The organism is Duganella sp. FT27W (assembly GCF_009295655.1).
GTDB classification, from domain to species: Bacteria; Pseudomonadota; Gammaproteobacteria; order Burkholderiales; family Burkholderiaceae_D; genus Rugamonas; species Rugamonas zoogloeoides.
Genome location: NZ_WHIV01000003.1, coordinates 717,592 through 733,477 on the forward strand (window position 1 = coordinate 717,592; position 15,886 = coordinate 733,477).

A 15,886-nucleotide genomic window follows, 5' to 3' on the forward strand; every position below is an offset into this window, starting at 1 on the left:
TCATGCGTCTGCTGCACACCTCCGACTGGCACCTTGGCCAATCCCTGCACAATTTCGAACGTCACTACGAACACCAGCGCTTCCTCGACTGGCTGCTCGACACCATCGTGGCCGAGCGCGCGGACGCGCTCCTGATCGCCGGCGACATCTTCGACAACGCCAATCCTTCGTCGGCCTCGCAAAAGCAGCTGTACCGCTTCCTGCAGCGCGCCAAAGAGCGCATGCCGCACCTGAACCTGGTGGTCGTGGGCGGCAACCATGATTCACCGGGCCGCCTCGAAGCACCCGGACCGCTGCTCGAAGCGCACGGCACCCGCGTGATCGGCGCCGTGCAGCGCCACGCGGACGGCGCCATCGACCTGGAAGCCCTGGTGCTGCCGCTCACCGGCGCCGACGGTTCGGTGCAGGCGTGGTGCCTGGCCGTGCCGTTCCTGCGCCCCGGCGACGTGCCGCGCAAAGCGGCAGATGCCGACGCCGAAACCGCCGACAGCGCGGCCGATCCCTACCTGGCCGGCATCGCCCTGCTCTACAAGCAGGCATTGGCACTGGCGCTGACCAGGCGCCAGCCCGGCCAGGCCATCGTGGCCATGGGCCACTGCCACATGGTCGATGGCCAGATGTCGGCCGACTCCGAACGCCGCATCGTCATCGGCGGTACCGAGATGCTGCCGGCCGGGATCTTCGACCCGGCCATCGCCTACGCGGCGCTGGGCCATTTGCACCTGGCGCAGGCCGTGGGCAAGCAACAGCACATCCGCTATTGCGGCAGCCCGATCCCGCTGTCATTTGCCGAGGTAGGCTACCAGCACCAGGTGCTGCGCATCGATCTCGATGGCGACGCGGTGCGCGAAATCGTGCCGATTGCCATTCCGCGCGCGGTGCAACTGCTGCGGGTGCCGGCCAGGCCGGCATTGATCGGCCAGGTGCTGGAAGAACTGGCAGCGCTGGACGTGCCGGACGCGCCTACCGAAGAACAGCCATTCCTGGAAGTGCGGGTACGGCTCGACGCACCTGAACCGGGCCTGCGCGCGCGCATCGAAGCGGCGCTGGACGGCAAACCGGTGCGCCTGGCAAAGATCGAGACGTCGAGTGCGGCGCGCGGCTCAGTGCTCGATGCGGAAGTGATGACGCTCGACCGCCTGGAACAGCTGAAACCCGACGACATCTTCCGCCAGCTTTACCAGCAGCGCTTCGGCAACGAGGCGCCGCCCGATCAGTTGAGCGCCTTTGCGGAGTTGATGCTGCCATGAGAATTTTGCGCATCGGCGGTAAAAACCTGGCGTCGCTGGCAGGGGAATTTTCGGTGGACTTCGAGCAGGAGCCGCTCGCCTCCACTGGCCTGTTCGCCATCAGCGGGCCCACCGGCGCCGGCAAGAGCACCCTGCTCGACGCCCTGTGCCTGGCACTGTACGACGACACGCCAAGGCTGCTCAAGGTGTCGGGGCGCAGCATGCTGGCCGACGTGGGCAGCGAAACGGTCTCCACCCAGGATACGCGCACGCTGCTGCGGCGCGGCACCGCGGACGGCTACGCCGAAGTGGACTTCATCGGCAACGACGGCGCATCGTACCGCGCGCGCTGGAGCGTGCGCCGCTCGCGCACCCGGGTGGAAGGCGCGCTGCAACCGACCGCCATGACCTTGCACCTGCTGCCGGCATTACAGCCGATCGGCGCCACCAAGACCGAAGTCAAAGGCGAGATCGAACGCCGCATCGGCCTGTCGTTCGAGCAGTTTACGCGCGCCGTGCTGCTGGCGCAAAACGAGTTTTCAGCCTTCCTCAAGTCGGAAGACAATGAGCGCGGCGAACTGCTGGAAACCCTCACCGGCAGCACCGTCTATACCGAGATTTCGATGCGCGCCTTCGAGCGCGCCAAGCTCGAACAACAGGCGCTGCAAAAACTCAACGCCCGCCTGGCCGACCAGAAGCCGCTCTCCACCGACGAGCGCGCGGAGATCGAAGCGCAGTCAGTGGCCGCCACCGCAACATTGCAAGCGCTGGAACAGCGCAAGGCCGACCTGGAACAGGAGCTGCGCTGGCATCGCCAGGCGGAACAGCTGGAACAGGACGAACTGGCCGCGCGCCAGGCGTGCGAACGGGCAGCGGTAGACGTGGCAGCGGCCAGCCCACGCCGCGCCGCCCTCGCCCAACTGGTCGCCGTGCAGGCGGCGCGGCCGCTGGCCAATGACATCGCCCGCATCGAAGCGGACATCGCCGCCACCGAAGCGGCACTGGCCGCCGCCGCCCAGGCGATGGCCGACGCCGCGCTGCAACTGGAGCGCGCCAACGCCGGCCAGCAGCAGGCCGCCGTGCAAGTGCAGCAAGCGGAAGAGGCGCAGCGCACGGCCGGACCGCAGCTCGACCAGGCCAAGGCGCTCGATGCCCGCGTGGAAGCGATGCTGCCGGCCTGGCGCCAGGCCTCGACTGCCTGCGAAACAGCCAACCACGCCGAAGCGACCGCCAAGGCGGCGCTGCAAGCACGGCAAGATGAACGGCGCCGCCTGCAGGCGCAGGTGGAAGCCGGCGCCACGTGGCTGGCGCAACACCGGCAATGGCAAACCCTGGCGCAGTCGTGGGACCGCTGGGATGTGCTGTTTGCGCAGGCCGGTCAGGCCGCCGGCCAAGTCGAACGCCTGAGCGACCAGCTGGCGCGCGTGCAGCGCGCCGCCAAAGCCCACCGCGACGACGAAGCGCAAGCCGCCGCCAGGCTGGCAACATCGGCCACCGTGCTCGAAACGCTGGAAGCGCGGCGCCAGGACGCCAACTCCGCGCTGGCCGCCTTCGACGCCGAGCAGTTGCACACCGCGCGCAGCGGCTGGCAGCAGCACCGCGAGCTGCTGGCCAGCGCCGAAAAGCTGTGGTTCGAGCTGGACACGCGCCAGCAGCGCCACACCCATCTGGAGGCCCAGCGCCAGCAACTGCGCACCGCCAGCGCCACCGCCGAACAATTGCTGGCGACGGCGCTGCACGAAGGCACCGGCCTGGCCGCCGCGCTGGCGCAGGCCGAACGCTCGTTGACACTGGCGCAAGCCGCGTCGGGCGCAACCGTCGAAAAGCTGCGTGCCACGCTCACCGACGACACGCCGTGCCCCGTGTGCGGCGCCCACGATCACCCGTATCGCCACAACGATCCGGCCATGCAGGGCATGCTGGACAGCCTGCAGGCGGAGCTGGCGCGCTGCCGCCGCCAGTTCGACGTCAACGTCAACCAGCAGGCCGTGCAGCGCGCCACCGTGCACGCCAGCGGCGAGCAATTGACGGCGCTGACAGCCGAAGCAGATGGCATGACCCAGGCACTGGAGCGTGCCAGCGCCGCCTGGCGCGACCACCCGCTGCTGGCCGACGACAGCCCGGCGCCGCCACCGGCCGAACATGCGCGCCGCGACTGGTTCGCAGCGCAATTGGACACCGCCCGCGCCAATTTGCAGGCGATCGAACAACAGGACCGGGCAATGAACGCGGCCCGCATCACGCGCGACCAGGCGCAGGCAGCCTACGAAGCGGCAGCGGCCGACATGAAGCAGCTGCACGACACCGCCGCGCAGGCCAGCACCGCGCTGGCGCAGGCCAGTGCCGAAGCCAAGGCGCTGGAAGACCAGCGCGGCGAGGTGATGGCAACCCTGGGCGACCTGCTGGCCGACCTGGACCCGGCATTTACTGGTGGCGACCTGCCCAACGACGGCTGGAAGGACGACTGGAGCGCGGCCCCCGCACGCTTCCACGAGGCGCGCCAGGCCGAAAGCCGGCAATGGCTGGCGCAGCGCGACGCCCATGACCAGCGCAGCACGTCGCTGGCCACCTTCGACGTCGAAATGAAGGCGCAGCACGACGCCGTGAGCCGTGCCGGCGAAGACGCGCTGGGAGTGCGCCATGCATTTGCCCAGGCCGACGCCGCACTGAAGGAAACCCAGGACCAGCGCATGGCGCTGTGGGGCGGACGCGAAGTGGGCGCGGTCGAACACATGCTGGCTGCCGCCATCGAGCAGGCGCGCGCACTGCTGACCACCCGCCAGCACGAAGCGCAGCAGGCTGCGCAAGCGCGGGTGCGCGCCGACGAGGCGCAAACACAGGCCGGCAACCGGTTGAGCACCTTGCGCACGGCAGCGGACACAGCCCGCCAGCAACTGGCGCAATGGCTGACCGACTTTCAGCAACGCCAGCCGTCGAACGACAGCGACGCCGGCGTGGCAGATCTCGGCCAGTTGCATGCACTGCTGGCGCAACCGCCGGCCGCCATCGACGTCGAACGCACGGCGCTGGCTGCCATCGACCGCGCCGCCGACAATGCGGCCACGGTGCTGGCCGAACGCCAGCGCCAGCGTGCGCAGCACCAACTGGCAGCGCCGCCGGTGCGCGTTACCGCTGATGGTAGCGATGCCGGCACCGATGCAGCAGACGACCCGCTGGCCACTGCAGCGGCGCCAGTGACCGTGCTGGCCGCAGCCCTCAACACCTTGCTGGCCGAGCGCAAAGCCGCCCAGGACAGCGCCGCCGCCGTGCAACTGGTGCTGGCGCAGGACGACGCCAGGCGCCAGCGTTCGCAATCGATGCTGGCCGAGATCGCGCAACAGGAAGCGATCGAGCAGCGCTGGTCGCGCATGAGCGACTTGATCGGCTCCGCCGACGGCAAGAAGTTCCGCAACTACGCCCAGCAGTTCACGCTCGATGTGCTGCTCGGTTACGCCAACGCCCACCTGAATCACCTGTCGCGCCGCTACCAGCTCGAACGGATCCAGAATCCGGCCAGCCCGTCGCTGGCGCTGCTCGTGCGCGACCAGGACATGGGCGGCGAAATGCGCTCGGTACACTCGCTGTCCGGCGGCGAATCGTTCCTGGTCTCGCTGGCGCTGGCGCTGGGACTGGCCTCGCTATCATCGAACCGGGTGCGGGTGGAATCGCTGTTCATCGACGAAGGTTTCGGCAGCCTCGATGCCGAAACCCTGCGGGTGGCGATGGATGCCCTCGACGGCTTGCAGGCGATGGGCCGCAAGGTGGGCGTGATCTCGCACGTGCAGGAAATGACCGAGCGGATTTCGACCAAGATCCTGGTGCAGCCGGCTGCCGGCGGGCGCAGCACCATCAGCGTGGTGTAGTTTTCAGCCGTGCTATGATTTGAGCTCCTGCATGGGAGTTCACCATGAGCATAGGCGCCATCACCATCAGCCCCGCCGTCAGCCAGCCGGAGCGTTTTACGCCACCGGCACGCACCGGCGCGCCTGCGGCGGCGTCCACGTCGCAGGACTCCGGCGCTTCCAGCACCACCACCCTGACGCCCGAGGCGCTCAAAATGGTGGAAGACCTCAAGGCACGCGATACCGAAGTGCGCCAGCATGAGCAGGCCCACCTGGCTGCAGCGGGAGGACTGGCCATCTCCGGCGCCACCTACACTTATCAGCGCGGCCCCAACGGCGTCAATTACGCCATCGGCGGCGAGGTGCAGATCGATACCTCGCCCGGCGCCACGCCCGAGGAAACCATTGCCCGCGCGGCCTCGATCCAGGCCGCCGCCACCGCACCCGCCGATCCTTCCGGCGCCGACCGCGCGGTGGCCGCCCAGGCGCAGCAGATGGCAGCCCAGGCCAGGGCCGAACTGGCAAAGCAGGATGGCGGCAACGGCACGCCAGGTGAACGCGTGCAGCGCGGCTACACCATCGAACCCGGCGCCGCGCCCACCATCAATGTGACTGCGTGAGTGATAAAATCGCGCCTTTCGTCCCAACCTGCACAGATTAATCATGTTAAAAGCACCACGCACCCTCACCTTCAAATGCGCCAAGTGCGCCAAGGCCGTCCAGGTACGCCTGCAAAAAGTGTCGGTCTGCTCGCACATCCAGCCGTACCTGGGCGTGTGCCCATGCGGTGAAGTCAAGCACCACGCCATCGGCCAGAAAGACGCCGTGGCTTCCTACCTGGCCGCGCCGGAAGGCTGGACCCACCACCATTAAACATTAACAAAGCGGCAAACCCTCAAGTTCAGAAAAGTCCGGCCGTTATAGAAGTACTATCAAACGGAAGCTGCCATGGCCAACATCCCCGCACTCGGCGCCCGCACTCTGCCGGCAAACTACTATCCAGCCAGTCCCCGGGCCGAGGGTAAAACCGCCAACGCCCCTGCCACGCAAAAGGCCGGCGAAGCCTCGACCTTGTCGAAGCTGTCGAATAACGCGCTGGACATGCAGCAGCGCGTGGCTTCGCTGGGCAATGCCACCGTCGATTTCGCGCAGGATTTTGTCAGCAGCTTCACCCACGCGCTGTTCGGCGACGACGCCAAGGGCGCCACCATCGATTTCGACTCGGCCAGCCTGGAAGCCTCGTCCAGCGTGGCGATGGGCGTGCAGCAAACGTCCGACGCCAACGGCGTGCGCACGCTGGCCGGCTTGAGCCTGACCGACAGCTCGCACTTCATCGGCAAGGGCACCATCACCACCGCCGACGGCCGCAAGTTCGACTTCGAAGTGGAAGTCAAATACGACTTCCAGCTCAATGCCGCCGCCGGCAGCCAGACCGGCAAGCCCGCCGCCGACAAGGCCGACGCCAGGCCGCAGAGCAGCGATCTTGCCGACCTGCCCACCGTCAAGGTGCCGAATATCGATTTCCCCGGCACGCTGGCCGACCTGTTCCAGCTGATCGGCCGCGATTTGCAGTCGGCCCTGTCCAGCAGCGGCGACCAGTCCGACCAGACCAGCGACAATATTGACCGCAACACCCTGCGCGGCCTCTCGCTGCGCCTGCTCAACCTGGTCGATAGCAAGAACGCCGACACCTACGCCGCGCCTTCGGCCGCCGACAAGGCCAAATCGGCCGCCGCCTACGGGGAGCAGGCGCCGGTGGATGACGTGACGATGCCGGTCAAGACACAGCCTGACGCGGCAACCTCGCAGATCGAAGCACCGGTGCCGGACGCATCGGCTGCCGCAGCAGCGGCTGCCGCAGCATCGGCTGCCGCAGCAACGCCTGCTGCGACAACGGATACCGCCCCGGCCGAGGAAACGCCCGCGCGCTGACAGCGCGGCATCGACGCGCGAGCGATCCCGGTTGCGGCCCGCTAACGATCCGGCATCGGCCTGGTGGTGACACGCTAGCTGCCCGCTAGCTTCCCGCTGATGGCTTGCTCGCGTGCCCCGGTATAATACGCACCCGTATCACGCACTAACCACGCCAACGCCGGATGAACGCAACGCGTCGCCGGCGTTTTTTGCGTGCCTTGCGTCGTCCATCCGCTTATTACCGCTTATTACCTTTACCGATCGCCCGCCATGTCCGCAAATACCCCCGCCTCCCCTACGCCGCAACAAATCCACTGGGAGGAAAACGGCGTGCAGCACAGCGCCCGCTGGCGCTCCGAGGCGGGCATGCCGCCCCCAAAACGCGTGGTCATCGCCGACGACCGCACCAACGCCGATGTCGCGTATCGCCTCGCGTGCGAAGGCACTGCACTGCTGTGGCGCGGCGACTTCCAGAACGCGCGCCAGCTGCTGCAGGCGCTGGCCCGCCGCGCCGACCACAAGAGCAAGCCCGCCAAGAAAGCCAAGCCGGCAAAAACCCCGGCCACGCCTACCGAGGCATTCCACCTGCACCGCCAGGCCCAATCGCAACGCGCCCGCACCCTGGCCATGCTGCTGTTGCCATTCGAAGACGGCTACACGCTGCCGCTGCGCCGCGCACCCGACGTGCAACTGGCCTGCAACGAAGCGTACGGTCGATTCGAAGAACCGTTCGTTGCCTCGCTGCGCGAGCTGCTGGGCGTGATCGGCGCCCACGAATGGCGCCGCACCGGCGTCGAGATTCCGGCGCTGGGCGCACGCATCCACCCGTACTACGGCGTGTTCTCGCCCGTGCGTGGCGAGTACGTGCAACTGGTGGCCGAGGCACCGCTGCCATCCGATACATCGCTGGCATTCGACATCGGCATCGGTACCGGCGTGCTGTCGGCCGTGCTGGCGCAGCGCGGCATCAAGCGCGTAGTCGGCACCGACCAGGACCAGCGCGCGCTGAGCTGCGCCCGCGAAAACATCACACGCCTGGAACTCGAACAGCAGATCGAGCTCAAAGTGGCCGACCTGTTCCCCGAAGGCCGCGCGCCCCTGATCGTGTGTAACCCGCCGTGGGTGCCGGCCCGCCCGAGTTCCGCCATCGAACACGCGGTGTACGATCCAGAGAGCCGCATGTTGCGCGGCTTCCTCGCCGGCCTGACCGAACACCTGACGCCGCGCGGCGAAGGCTGGCTGATCTTGTCCGACCTGGCCGAGCACCTGGGCCTGCGCCCGCGCGCCGAGTTGCTGGCGTGGATCGCCGAAGCCGGCCTGAAGGTAGTGGACCGCATCGACGTGCGCCCCACCCACCCGCGCGCCGCCGACGCCAGCGATCCGCTGCACAAAGCCCGCGCCGCCGAAGTAACATCGCTGTGGCGCCTGGCAACCGCCTAAACCCTTACTCCAGGGCAGCATGAAAAGCTGTCCTTGCGCAATCGGCTGAACCTGTATATAATTCATGCCTCAGACGCGGGGTGGAGCAGTCTGGCAGCTCGTCGGGCTCATAACCCGAAGGTCACAGGTTCAAATCCTGTCCCCGCAACCAGATACAGCAAACCGTTGATTTTCATCAGAAGATCAACGGTTTTTCTGCGTTTGGATGTTCGCTTTCTACACAAGCCGGCTCAATGTGCTAGCCTTGAACTCTGTGTACTGCCCGTTAAAAACAGGCTCGGCCAATACAGCTTTTATTCAAGCCATACAGGAGTTCAACATGACACCCACTCAATTCGAGGTATGCGAGGAACGCGTACCTTACGGTAATGACGTAACTGTCGTGGAGCGCGATGGCGTGGTCTACGTTGATGGCGTACCCTTCACGCCCGAAATGATCGCTGCGTTCACCAAGCCGGATATTCCACGCCCGAGGCGCGTAATGACCAAGGAAGAAATTTTGTCATTGCAAGTACCTTTGTAATGCACGTCAGTTTCGACCTGTCTCACCCCAACTTCTCATCGAAGTTGGGACTACTTGCCGCAACCAGCCCCACGCTCCATAATTCCCTCCTGAGATTTTTCGCCGATGCGAGTGGCGCTTCTCTTGATGATTTTCTTCGACAGAACGTTTGCTGCATTCACAACGCACCGCATTTCTTTGCCAGCACCGTCTTCGGTCACTTCACCCCAGCCACGGTCCAGCTCTTCGAAATTTACGTCGAAATGGAAACCAGCAATACCATGCTGACTGGTCACATGGTGCCCGTGTCATTTTGGCGCCCCGAGTATCTTCGCTAATCAAAGCACATTAAAGCCGGATGAACCCGGTCACATATCCAAATCCCGCCAAAACTGTCACAATTATTCCTTTCAGTAATTCGAAGGAGTGAACGGTGAACGATCAGGACCAGCAAGTGGGCGCAGTACCAACGGCAGCACAGCAGGATGCCCCCGCCAGCCCTTCACGCCGGCGCATTTTCCAGGCTGCTGCCGCTACCGGCATCGCTACTACCCTGCCCATGATGGCTGAAGCGGCCACCAAGCCCGCCATCACCAGGGGCCCGCTCGACGCCAAGCTCAAGGCCAACGTCAAGAACGTGGTCGTGATCTACCTGGAAAACCGCAGCTTCAACAACCTGTTCGCCGACTTCCCCGGCACCGCCCAGCCGCTGTCCGACGTGCCGGCCGCCGCGTATGTGCAGCGCGACCGCGATGGTTCGGTGCTTGCCACCTTGCCCAAGGTATGGGGCGGCATGGTGCCCGAGCAGCAGAACATCGGCGGTACCGACTACCTGATCAAGGAAGACCAGATCAAGGACCTGCCCAACGCGCCGTTCAAATTGAGCGACACGGCTGGCAAGCCGCTGCCCGAGGCGATCATCACGCGCGACCTGGTGCACCGCTTCTATAACAACCAGATGCAGATCAACGGCGGCAAGAACGACGGCTTTGCCGCGTGGGCCGACAGCGGCGGGCTGGTGATGGGCCACTACGGCGAGACGTCGAAAAACCTCAACCTGTGGCAGATCGCGCGCCAGTACACACTGTGCGACAACTTCTTCATGGCGGCCTTCGGTGGCTCGTACATGAATCACCAGTTCCTGGTCACCGGCCGCGCCAACGAATACTTCAATGCCGCCGACACCGCCGCCAAAAAGAAAATCGCGGTACTCGAAGACGGCCCGCAAGGCGTGCGCCTGGCCGTCAAACCCGACTCGCCCAAGTCGGCGCTGGACGGCAAACCCCATTACGTCAACGATGGCGCCATCACGCCGGACGGCTACGTGGTCAACACCATGGCGCCGCCGTATCAACCCAGCTATATCCGCCCGGCCTACGACGGCGATCCGCTGGCTGCCGATCCGGCCGACGCCAACACGCTGCCGCCGCAAACCTACGACACCATCGGCGACCTGCTGTCGCGCAAAGGCGTGAGCTGGGCGTGGTATGGCGGCGGCTGGCAGGCGGCGCTCGATCGCAAGGGCGGCGGCAGCAAACCTAACTTCCAGTTCCACCACCAGCCGTTCAACTACTTCAAGCAGTTCGCACCCGGCACCGCTGCGCGCGCCGAGCACCTGCGCGACGGCGGCCTCGGTGACAGCCCGATCTCGAACAAATTCATCGCCGCAGCCGTAGCCGGCAAGCTGCCAGCCGTGACGTTCTACAAACCGCAGGGCAACCTGAACCTGCACGCGGGTTATTCGGACATCGAATCGGGCGACGCCCACATCGCCAACGTGATCGAGCACCTGAAAAAATCGCCGCAATGGAACAACATGGTGGTGGTGATCACGTTCGATGAAAACGGCGGCTGGTGGGACCACGTGGCGCCACCCAAGGGCGACCGCTGGGGTCCGGGCTCGCGCATTCCGGCCATCGTCATCTCGCCGTTCTCGAAGAAGGGCCAGGTCGATCACAGCTTCTACGATACGACGTCGATCCTGCGCTTCATCACGCGCCTGCACGGCCTGCCGCTGCTGCAGGGGCTCAAGGTGCGCAACGAGGCGTTTGCGGCCAACCACGCCACGCCGCCAGGCGATTTGACTGGCGCGTTGAGCTTCCGCTAAAGGTTTTTTGCCCACGCGCTTTGTGATACACTGCGCGCTTCACTGAGCCCGACTCTCGCAGCCGGGCTTTTGTTTTGAGCGACGCTTTTTGGAAATGCGTCGTGGGCACGAGATTGCGCAATGAGAGATAAAAAAGACAACGCCACGTTCGACCTGCCCGGTTTCGGCCCGGCCGCGCCGCTCGAACCGGAAGCCAAACGGCCGCCAGCGCCACGTCCGCGCCGGTCTGGCCTCAAGCAGGAACAGCTCGAACTGCTCGAGCCGACCGACAACTCGGGCCTGCCGGTCTGGGTGCGCGACGACAAGCTCGATCTCACCGGCCTGCCCGTGTGGGCACCCGATTAAGTTCTACCAGTAGTACCTTCAGCATTCCCTCACACAGCATCAGGGCCGGAACGGAGCCTGTTAGACTGTGCCAACGTCCTTTTTGAACAGGTCTGACACCATGACATCCACCGACACCTTCGCGCCCGATCAGCAAGACGACGCGACCTCCTTCGCCAGCCTGGCGCTCAATCCCGCACTGCTGGAAAACCTCGACACGCTCGGCTACAAGGAAATGACCACCATCCAGGCCCAAAGCCTGCCGTCGGTGCTCGCCGGCCGCGACCTGATCGCGCAAGCGAAAACCGGCAGCGGCAAGACCGCCGCCTTTGGCCTGGGCATCCTGAATAAACTCAATCCGGCGTGGTTCGCGGTGCAGGCGCTGGTGCTGTGCCCTACCCGCGAGCTGGCCGACCAGGTGGCCAATGAGCTGCGCCGCCTGGCGCGCAGCACCGGCAACGTCAAGGTGCTGGTGCTCACCGGCGGCTCGCCGATGCGCCCGCAAATCGCTTCGCTCGAACATGGCGCCCACATCATCGTCGGCACGCCAGGCCGCGTGCGCGACCACCTGGGTCGCGCCACGCTCGACCTGTCCAAGGTGGAAACCCTGGTGCTCGATGAGGCGGACCGCATGACCGACATGGGCTTTTACGACGAAATCGCCGGCATCGTCAGTGCCTGTCCGAAGCGCCGCCAGACCTTGCTGTTCTCGGCCACCTACCCGGACGACATCCGCCGCGCCACCGATTCCTTCCTGGTCGATCCGGTCGAAGTGACGGTGCAGGCGCAGCATGACAACAGCCAGATCGAGCAGCTGTTCTTCGAGATCGGCTTCGACAACCGCAACCAGTCCGTGGCCACGCTGCTGGGCCACTACAAGCCGGTGTCGGCGATTGCCTTCTGCAACACCAAGGTGCAGTGCCGCGAACTGACCGAGCACCTGCGCGAACAGGGCTTCACGGCGCTGGCCTTGTACGGCGAACTGGAACAGCGCGAGCGCGACGAGATCCTGGTGCTGTTCGCCAACCGCAGCTGCTCGGTACTGGTGGCCACCGACGTCGCCGCGCGCGGCCTCGATATCCCGAACCTGGAAGCGGTGATCAATGTCGATGTCTCGAAAGACACCGAAGTGCACATCCACCGCGTGGGCCGCACCGGCCGTGGCGGCGAAAAAGGCATGGCGCTGTCGCTGTGCGCGCCGAACGAGAAAAAATGGGTCAAGCTGATCGAGGAATACCAGAGCGCGCCGGTCGAATGGTACGACCTGAAAAGCCTGGACGGCGGCGACTACGGCGTCGATCCGGCGCCGATGATGACGCTGGTGATCAGCGGCGGCAAAAAGGACAAGCTGCGTCCCGGCGACCTGCTGGGCGCCCTCACCGGCGAGGCGGGCCTGAGCAAGGAGCAGGTGGGCAAGATCAACGTGTTCGAGTTCCAGACCTACGTGGCGCTCGACCGCCGGGTAGCGTACGAGGCGTTTGATCGGCTGAGCAAGAACAACCCGCTCGGTGGCGACTTCGGCGCCATCAAGGGCCGCAACTTCAAGATGCGGTTTATCGAGGTTTAAAAATAATGCCGGCGCAAGCCGGCATTATTACGTCAGCGCTTGTGCTGCTCGATATGCGGCAGCAGCACCGTCAGGATCCCCAACAGCGGCAGGTACGAACACAGTTTGTACACGTAGGCGATGCCGGCCACGTCGGCGATGTGGCCCATGGCCGCCGCGCCGATGCCGCTCACGCCGAACATCAGACCGAAGAAAATCCCCGCGATCATGCCCACCTTGCCCGGCATGAGCTCCTGCGCGAACACCACGATGGCGGAAAACGCCGACGAGATCACGAAGCCGATCACCACCGTCAGCACTGCGGTCCAGAACAGGTCCACGTACGGCAACGCCAGCGTGAATGGCGCCGCACCGAGGATCGACATCCAGATCACGCGCTTGCGGCCGATGCGGTCGCCGATCGGGCCGCCCATGAAGGTTCCTGCCGCCACCGCCCCCAGGAACAGGAACAGATACATCTGCGCCGACGACACCGACACGCCGAATTTATCGATCAGGTAGAACGTGTAGTAGCTGCTCAGGCTCGACATATAAATGTACTTCGAGAAGACCAGCAGCGCCAGCACGGCCAGCGCGCCATACACGCGCGCCTTGGGCAGCGGCGACTGCGCCACGACCGCCTTCTTGCGCGGCAAGCTGGCCAGGTGGGCGCTGTGCCAGCGGCTCACGTACACCAGCACCGCGAACGCCACGCCGACCAGCACCGCGAACCAGCCGATATTGCCCTGGCCACGGCCGATAATGATGGCAGCGGCCAGCACGGGACCCAACGCCGAACCCACGTTGCCACCGACCTGGAACAGCGACTGCGCAAAGCCGAAACGCCCGCCCGACGCAGTACGCGCCACGCGCGACGCCTCGGGGTGGAAGGTCGAGGAACCGACGCCGATCAGTGCGGCCGATACCAGCAGCGCCGGGAAGCTGTGCGCCACCGCCATCATCAGCACGCCGATGAACGTGGCCACCATCCCGGCCGGCAGCAGGTAAGGCATCGGACGGCGGTCGGTGTACAGGCCGATCCACGGTTGCAGTAGCGATGCGGTGCACTGGAACGTCAGCGTGATCAGGCCGACCTGGGTGAACGACAGCCCGAATTCGGCCTTGAGCATCGGGTAGATCGACGGCAGCATGGCCTGCACCAGATCGTTGAGCAGGTGCGCAAAAGCGACCGCGCCGAGAATTTGCATGACGGTCTGGGACTGGGTAGCGGGCGCGCTTCGTGGCGGCGCGGAGGCTGTGGCAGCAGTGGAGTTCATGGAGACACCTTGTTATGAAGAGCTGGAAGTGTAATATGGCCGGCAACACCGGATATTCCAATCTTCGTCGAAAAGGTGACAAATGGCCCCTCCCGAACGCAGTAGCGACCACCGCGACTACCAGCGCGTGCCGCGCGTAGTCACTGCCATGGCGCGCGATGAACAGCATGGCGTCACCGTCAAGCCGCACAGCCACGAACGCGCGCAGCTGCTGTACGCCACGGCGGGACTGATGCGGGTGAACACGGACCTCGGTGTCTGGATCCTGCCGCCGCGTCGCGCGCTGTTCATCCCGCCCGGTGTCGTGCACTACTGGACCTCGATGAGCAAGGTAACCATGCGTACCATCTACATCGAACCATCGGCGGCGGCCAGCTACGGCAACACCTGCCGCCTGATCGAGGTGAGCGCCCTGCTGCGGCAGTTGATCCTGGCGCTGCTGGAAGAGCCGATCGAATACCCGATTCCCGGCCGCGGCGAACACCTGGCCATGCTGATCCTCTCGGAACTGGCAGCGGCGGAGACGGTGCCAATTGCAATCCCGTGGCCGCGCGACCGGCGCCTGGTGGCCGTGTGCGACGCCATCGTGGCCGATCCGGGCAGCGCCCGCACCATCGAGGATCATGCCGCCGACGTGGGCGCCAGCGCGCGCACGCTGATCCGGCTATTCCCGCAGGAGACCGGCCTGCACTACCGCCAGTGGGTGCAGCAGGTACACCTGGCCGAGGCGTTCGGCCGGCTGGCGCAAGGCCACAGCGTGGGCGCCATCGCGGCGGCACTCGGGTATGCGAGTCCCAGCGCGTTTACCGCCATGTTCCGCCGCATCCTGGGCAAGACGCCGCAGCACTATCTGACGGAATGGCGCACACCGGTCGAGGTGGAGTAATCAATACCGGGACCTGCGGCGCGATCAACTACAATGCAGCGATCATGGAAAAACTCATCGCCGAGCTCAGAAGGCTCTACCTCCCCGACAACCAGTACCCGGTGACCGCCGCGCTGGAAGACCACCTGCGCGCCAACACCACCCTGGCCATCGACCTTGCCACCAACGGCGGCACGGCGACCGCCACGGCGCGCGCGCTGGCGCTCGATTTCCCGCGCGCCGCCGACGAGCAGCACTGGCTGCTGCTGTGCGACGTGGCCAACGCGCTGCAACAGGATTTGAAATTGCCGGCGCCGGCGGTCAGCGTCAACGGCGCCGACAAGTACAACCTGTGGCTGTCGTTCGCGCAACCGGTACCATTGGCGCGGCTTCAGCGCTTCCACGCCCTGCTGCACCAGGCATATTTCGCCGACCTCGATGCGGCACCCGGCGCCACCGTGGTGGAACTGCCGCCCTGCCTGCACCAGCGCAGCGGCTTGTGGGCCGCGTTCATCAACCCCGCCATGGGCGCGTCGCTGGCCGAAGATCTGGGACTGGAGATGCCGCCGCCGATCAGCGCGCAGGCCGCGTTCCTGCATGGTCTCGACAGCATCACCGCCGAACAGTTCGAGCATGCGATGCAGGTGCTGCAAGCGGCAACCGGCAACGCAACCGCGCCAGCCCAGGCGATCACCGCCAAGAGCGCGACCATAGCCCCGGCAGCCGATGACGACAACGCGTCAGGACTGCTGCTGCAGCACGCCACGCTCGAAGACATCGTGGCCGAACTCCACCGGCGCAATATCGAACCGACGCTGCGCCACGTGTTGCATCGCTAAA

14 protein-coding genes and 1 tRNA gene are annotated in these 15,886 nt (G+C 65.5%); 13 read left to right on the forward strand and 2 right to left on the reverse strand.

The genetic code is table 11. From position 1 onward, the window contains the following. Positions 1-2 precede the first annotated feature (2 nt). The 8 genes from F8197_RS14980 (at position 3) to F8197_RS15015 (ending at position 8,948) form a co-directional block, all read left to right on the forward strand. On the forward strand, positions 3-1,250 hold the full coding sequence (locus F8197_RS14980) for an exonuclease SbcCD subunit D C-terminal domain-containing protein (RefSeq protein WP_152882534.1): 1,248 nt from the start codon (positions 3-5) through the stop codon (positions 1,248-1,250). Then, on the forward strand, positions 1,247-5,092 hold the full coding sequence (locus F8197_RS14985; RefSeq protein WP_193333440.1) for an AAA family ATPase: 3,846 nt from the start codon (positions 1,247-1,249) through the stop codon (positions 5,090-5,092). The genes F8197_RS14980 and F8197_RS14985 overlap by 4 nt, the downstream gene beginning before the upstream one ends. A 44-nt stretch (positions 5,093-5,136) precedes the next feature. Then, on the forward strand, positions 5,137-5,691 hold the full coding sequence (locus tag F8197_RS14990; protein WP_152882535.1) for a putative metalloprotease CJM1_0395 family protein: 555 nt from the start codon (positions 5,137-5,139) through the stop codon (positions 5,689-5,691). Between the two features lie 43 nt (positions 5,692-5,734). Next, a complete protein-coding gene (locus tag F8197_RS14995; RefSeq protein ID WP_152882537.1) occupies positions 5,735-5,944 on the forward strand; it encodes a hypothetical protein in 210 nt (69 codons plus the stop codon). Between the two features lie 75 nt (positions 5,945-6,019). Continuing rightward, positions 6,020-7,003 (forward strand): hypothetical protein, encoded by a 984-nt coding sequence (locus F8197_RS15000; RefSeq protein WP_193333441.1) that lies wholly within the window; start codon positions 6,020-6,022, stop codon positions 7,001-7,003. 252 nt (positions 7,004-7,255) lie between these two features. Further along, positions 7,256-8,425, forward strand: a complete 1,170-nt coding sequence (locus tag F8197_RS15005) for a class I SAM-dependent methyltransferase (RefSeq protein ID WP_152882538.1) — start codon at positions 7,256-7,258, stop codon at positions 8,423-8,425. A 74-nt stretch (positions 8,426-8,499) separates the two neighbouring features. Further along, positions 8,500-8,576 (forward strand) — tRNA-Met (locus F8197_RS15010). A 168-nt stretch (positions 8,577-8,744) separates the two neighbouring features. After that, complete coding sequence (locus F8197_RS15015) at positions 8,745-8,948, forward strand: hypothetical protein (RefSeq protein ID WP_152882539.1); 204 nt, start codon at positions 8,745-8,747, stop codon at positions 8,946-8,948. A 50-nt stretch (positions 8,949-8,998) separates the two neighbouring features. Here F8197_RS15015 and F8197_RS15020 read toward each other — a convergent pair whose 3' ends face one another. Further along, positions 8,999-9,223, reverse strand: a complete 225-nt coding sequence (locus tag F8197_RS15020; protein WP_152882541.1) for a hypothetical protein — start codon at positions 9,221-9,223, stop codon at positions 8,999-9,001. A 137-nt stretch (positions 9,224-9,360) separates the two neighbouring features. On the opposite strand from F8197_RS15020, the gene F8197_RS15025 reads away from it, so the two are divergent. The 3 genes from F8197_RS15025 to dbpA all read left to right on the forward strand — a co-directional run bounded on the left by F8197_RS15025 (position 9,361) and on the right by dbpA (position 12,925). Further along, a complete protein-coding gene (locus F8197_RS15025; RefSeq protein ID WP_373996885.1) occupies positions 9,361-11,034 on the forward strand; it encodes an acid phosphatase in 1,674 nt (557 codons plus the stop codon). Between the two features lie 120 nt (positions 11,035-11,154). Then, positions 11,155-11,379, forward strand: coding sequence for a hypothetical protein (locus F8197_RS15030; protein ID WP_019920197.1), 225 nt, complete (start codon positions 11,155-11,157; stop codon positions 11,377-11,379). 100 nt (positions 11,380-11,479) lie between these two features. Then, positions 11,480-12,925, forward strand: a complete 1,446-nt coding sequence (dbpA, locus tag F8197_RS15035) for an ATP-dependent RNA helicase DbpA (protein ID WP_152882543.1) — start codon at positions 11,480-11,482, stop codon at positions 12,923-12,925. Positions 12,926-12,957: 32 nt separating this feature from the next. On the opposite strand, the gene F8197_RS15040 is transcribed toward dbpA, so the two are convergent. Beyond that, the gene (locus F8197_RS15040) at positions 12,958-14,112 is read right to left on the reverse strand and encodes an MFS transporter (protein ID WP_373996902.1); all 1,155 of its coding nucleotides are present in this window, start codon (positions 14,110-14,112) and stop codon (positions 12,958-12,960) included. Positions 14,113-14,263: 151 nt separating this feature from the next. Here F8197_RS15040 and F8197_RS15045 point away from each other — a divergent pair, with 151 nt between their 5' ends. Beyond that, a complete protein-coding gene (locus F8197_RS15045; protein ID WP_152882546.1) occupies positions 14,264-15,067 on the forward strand; it encodes a helix-turn-helix domain-containing protein in 804 nt (267 codons plus the stop codon). A gap of 44 nt (positions 15,068-15,111) precedes the next feature. Continuing rightward, on the forward strand, positions 15,112-15,885 hold the full coding sequence (locus F8197_RS15050) for a hypothetical protein (protein WP_152882548.1): 774 nt from the start codon (positions 15,112-15,114) through the stop codon (positions 15,883-15,885). The last annotated feature ends 1 nt before the right edge of the window (position 15,886 follow it).

Bases quoted from the DNA above. Each gene is read 5' to 3' on its own strand.
- F8197_RS14980 (WP_152882534.1), top strand. From the start codon at position 3: ATGCGTCTGCTGCACACCTCCGACTGGCACCTTGGCCAATCCCTGCAC.
- F8197_RS14985 (WP_193333440.1), top strand. From the start codon at position 1,247: ATGAGAATTTTGCGCATCGGCGGTAAAAACCTGGCGTCGCTGGCAGGG.
- F8197_RS14990 (WP_152882535.1), top strand. From the start codon at position 5,137: ATGAGCATAGGCGCCATCACCATCAGCCCCGCCGTCAGCCAGCCGGAG.
- F8197_RS14995 (WP_152882537.1), top strand. From the start codon at position 5,735: ATGTTAAAAGCACCACGCACCCTCACCTTCAAATGCGCCAAGTGCGCC.
- F8197_RS15000 (WP_193333441.1), top strand. From the start codon at position 6,020: ATGGCCAACATCCCCGCACTCGGCGCCCGCACTCTGCCGGCAAACTAC.
- F8197_RS15005 (WP_152882538.1), top strand. From the start codon at position 7,256: ATGTCCGCAAATACCCCCGCCTCCCCTACGCCGCAACAAATCCACTGG.
- F8197_RS15015 (WP_152882539.1), top strand. From the start codon at position 8,745: ATGACACCCACTCAATTCGAGGTATGCGAGGAACGCGTACCTTACGGT.
- F8197_RS15030 (WP_019920197.1), top strand. From the start codon at position 11,155: ATGAGAGATAAAAAAGACAACGCCACGTTCGACCTGCCCGGTTTCGGC.
- dbpA (WP_152882543.1), top strand. From the start codon at position 11,480: ATGACATCCACCGACACCTTCGCGCCCGATCAGCAAGACGACGCGACC.
- F8197_RS15040 (WP_373996902.1), bottom strand. From the start codon at position 14,112: ATGCAAATTCTCGGCGCGGTCGCTTTTGCGCACCTGCTCAACGATCTG.
- F8197_RS15045 (WP_152882546.1), top strand. From the start codon at position 14,264: ATGGCCCCTCCCGAACGCAGTAGCGACCACCGCGACTACCAGCGCGTG.
- F8197_RS15050 (WP_152882548.1), top strand. From the start codon at position 15,112: ATGGAAAAACTCATCGCCGAGCTCAGAAGGCTCTACCTCCCCGACAAC.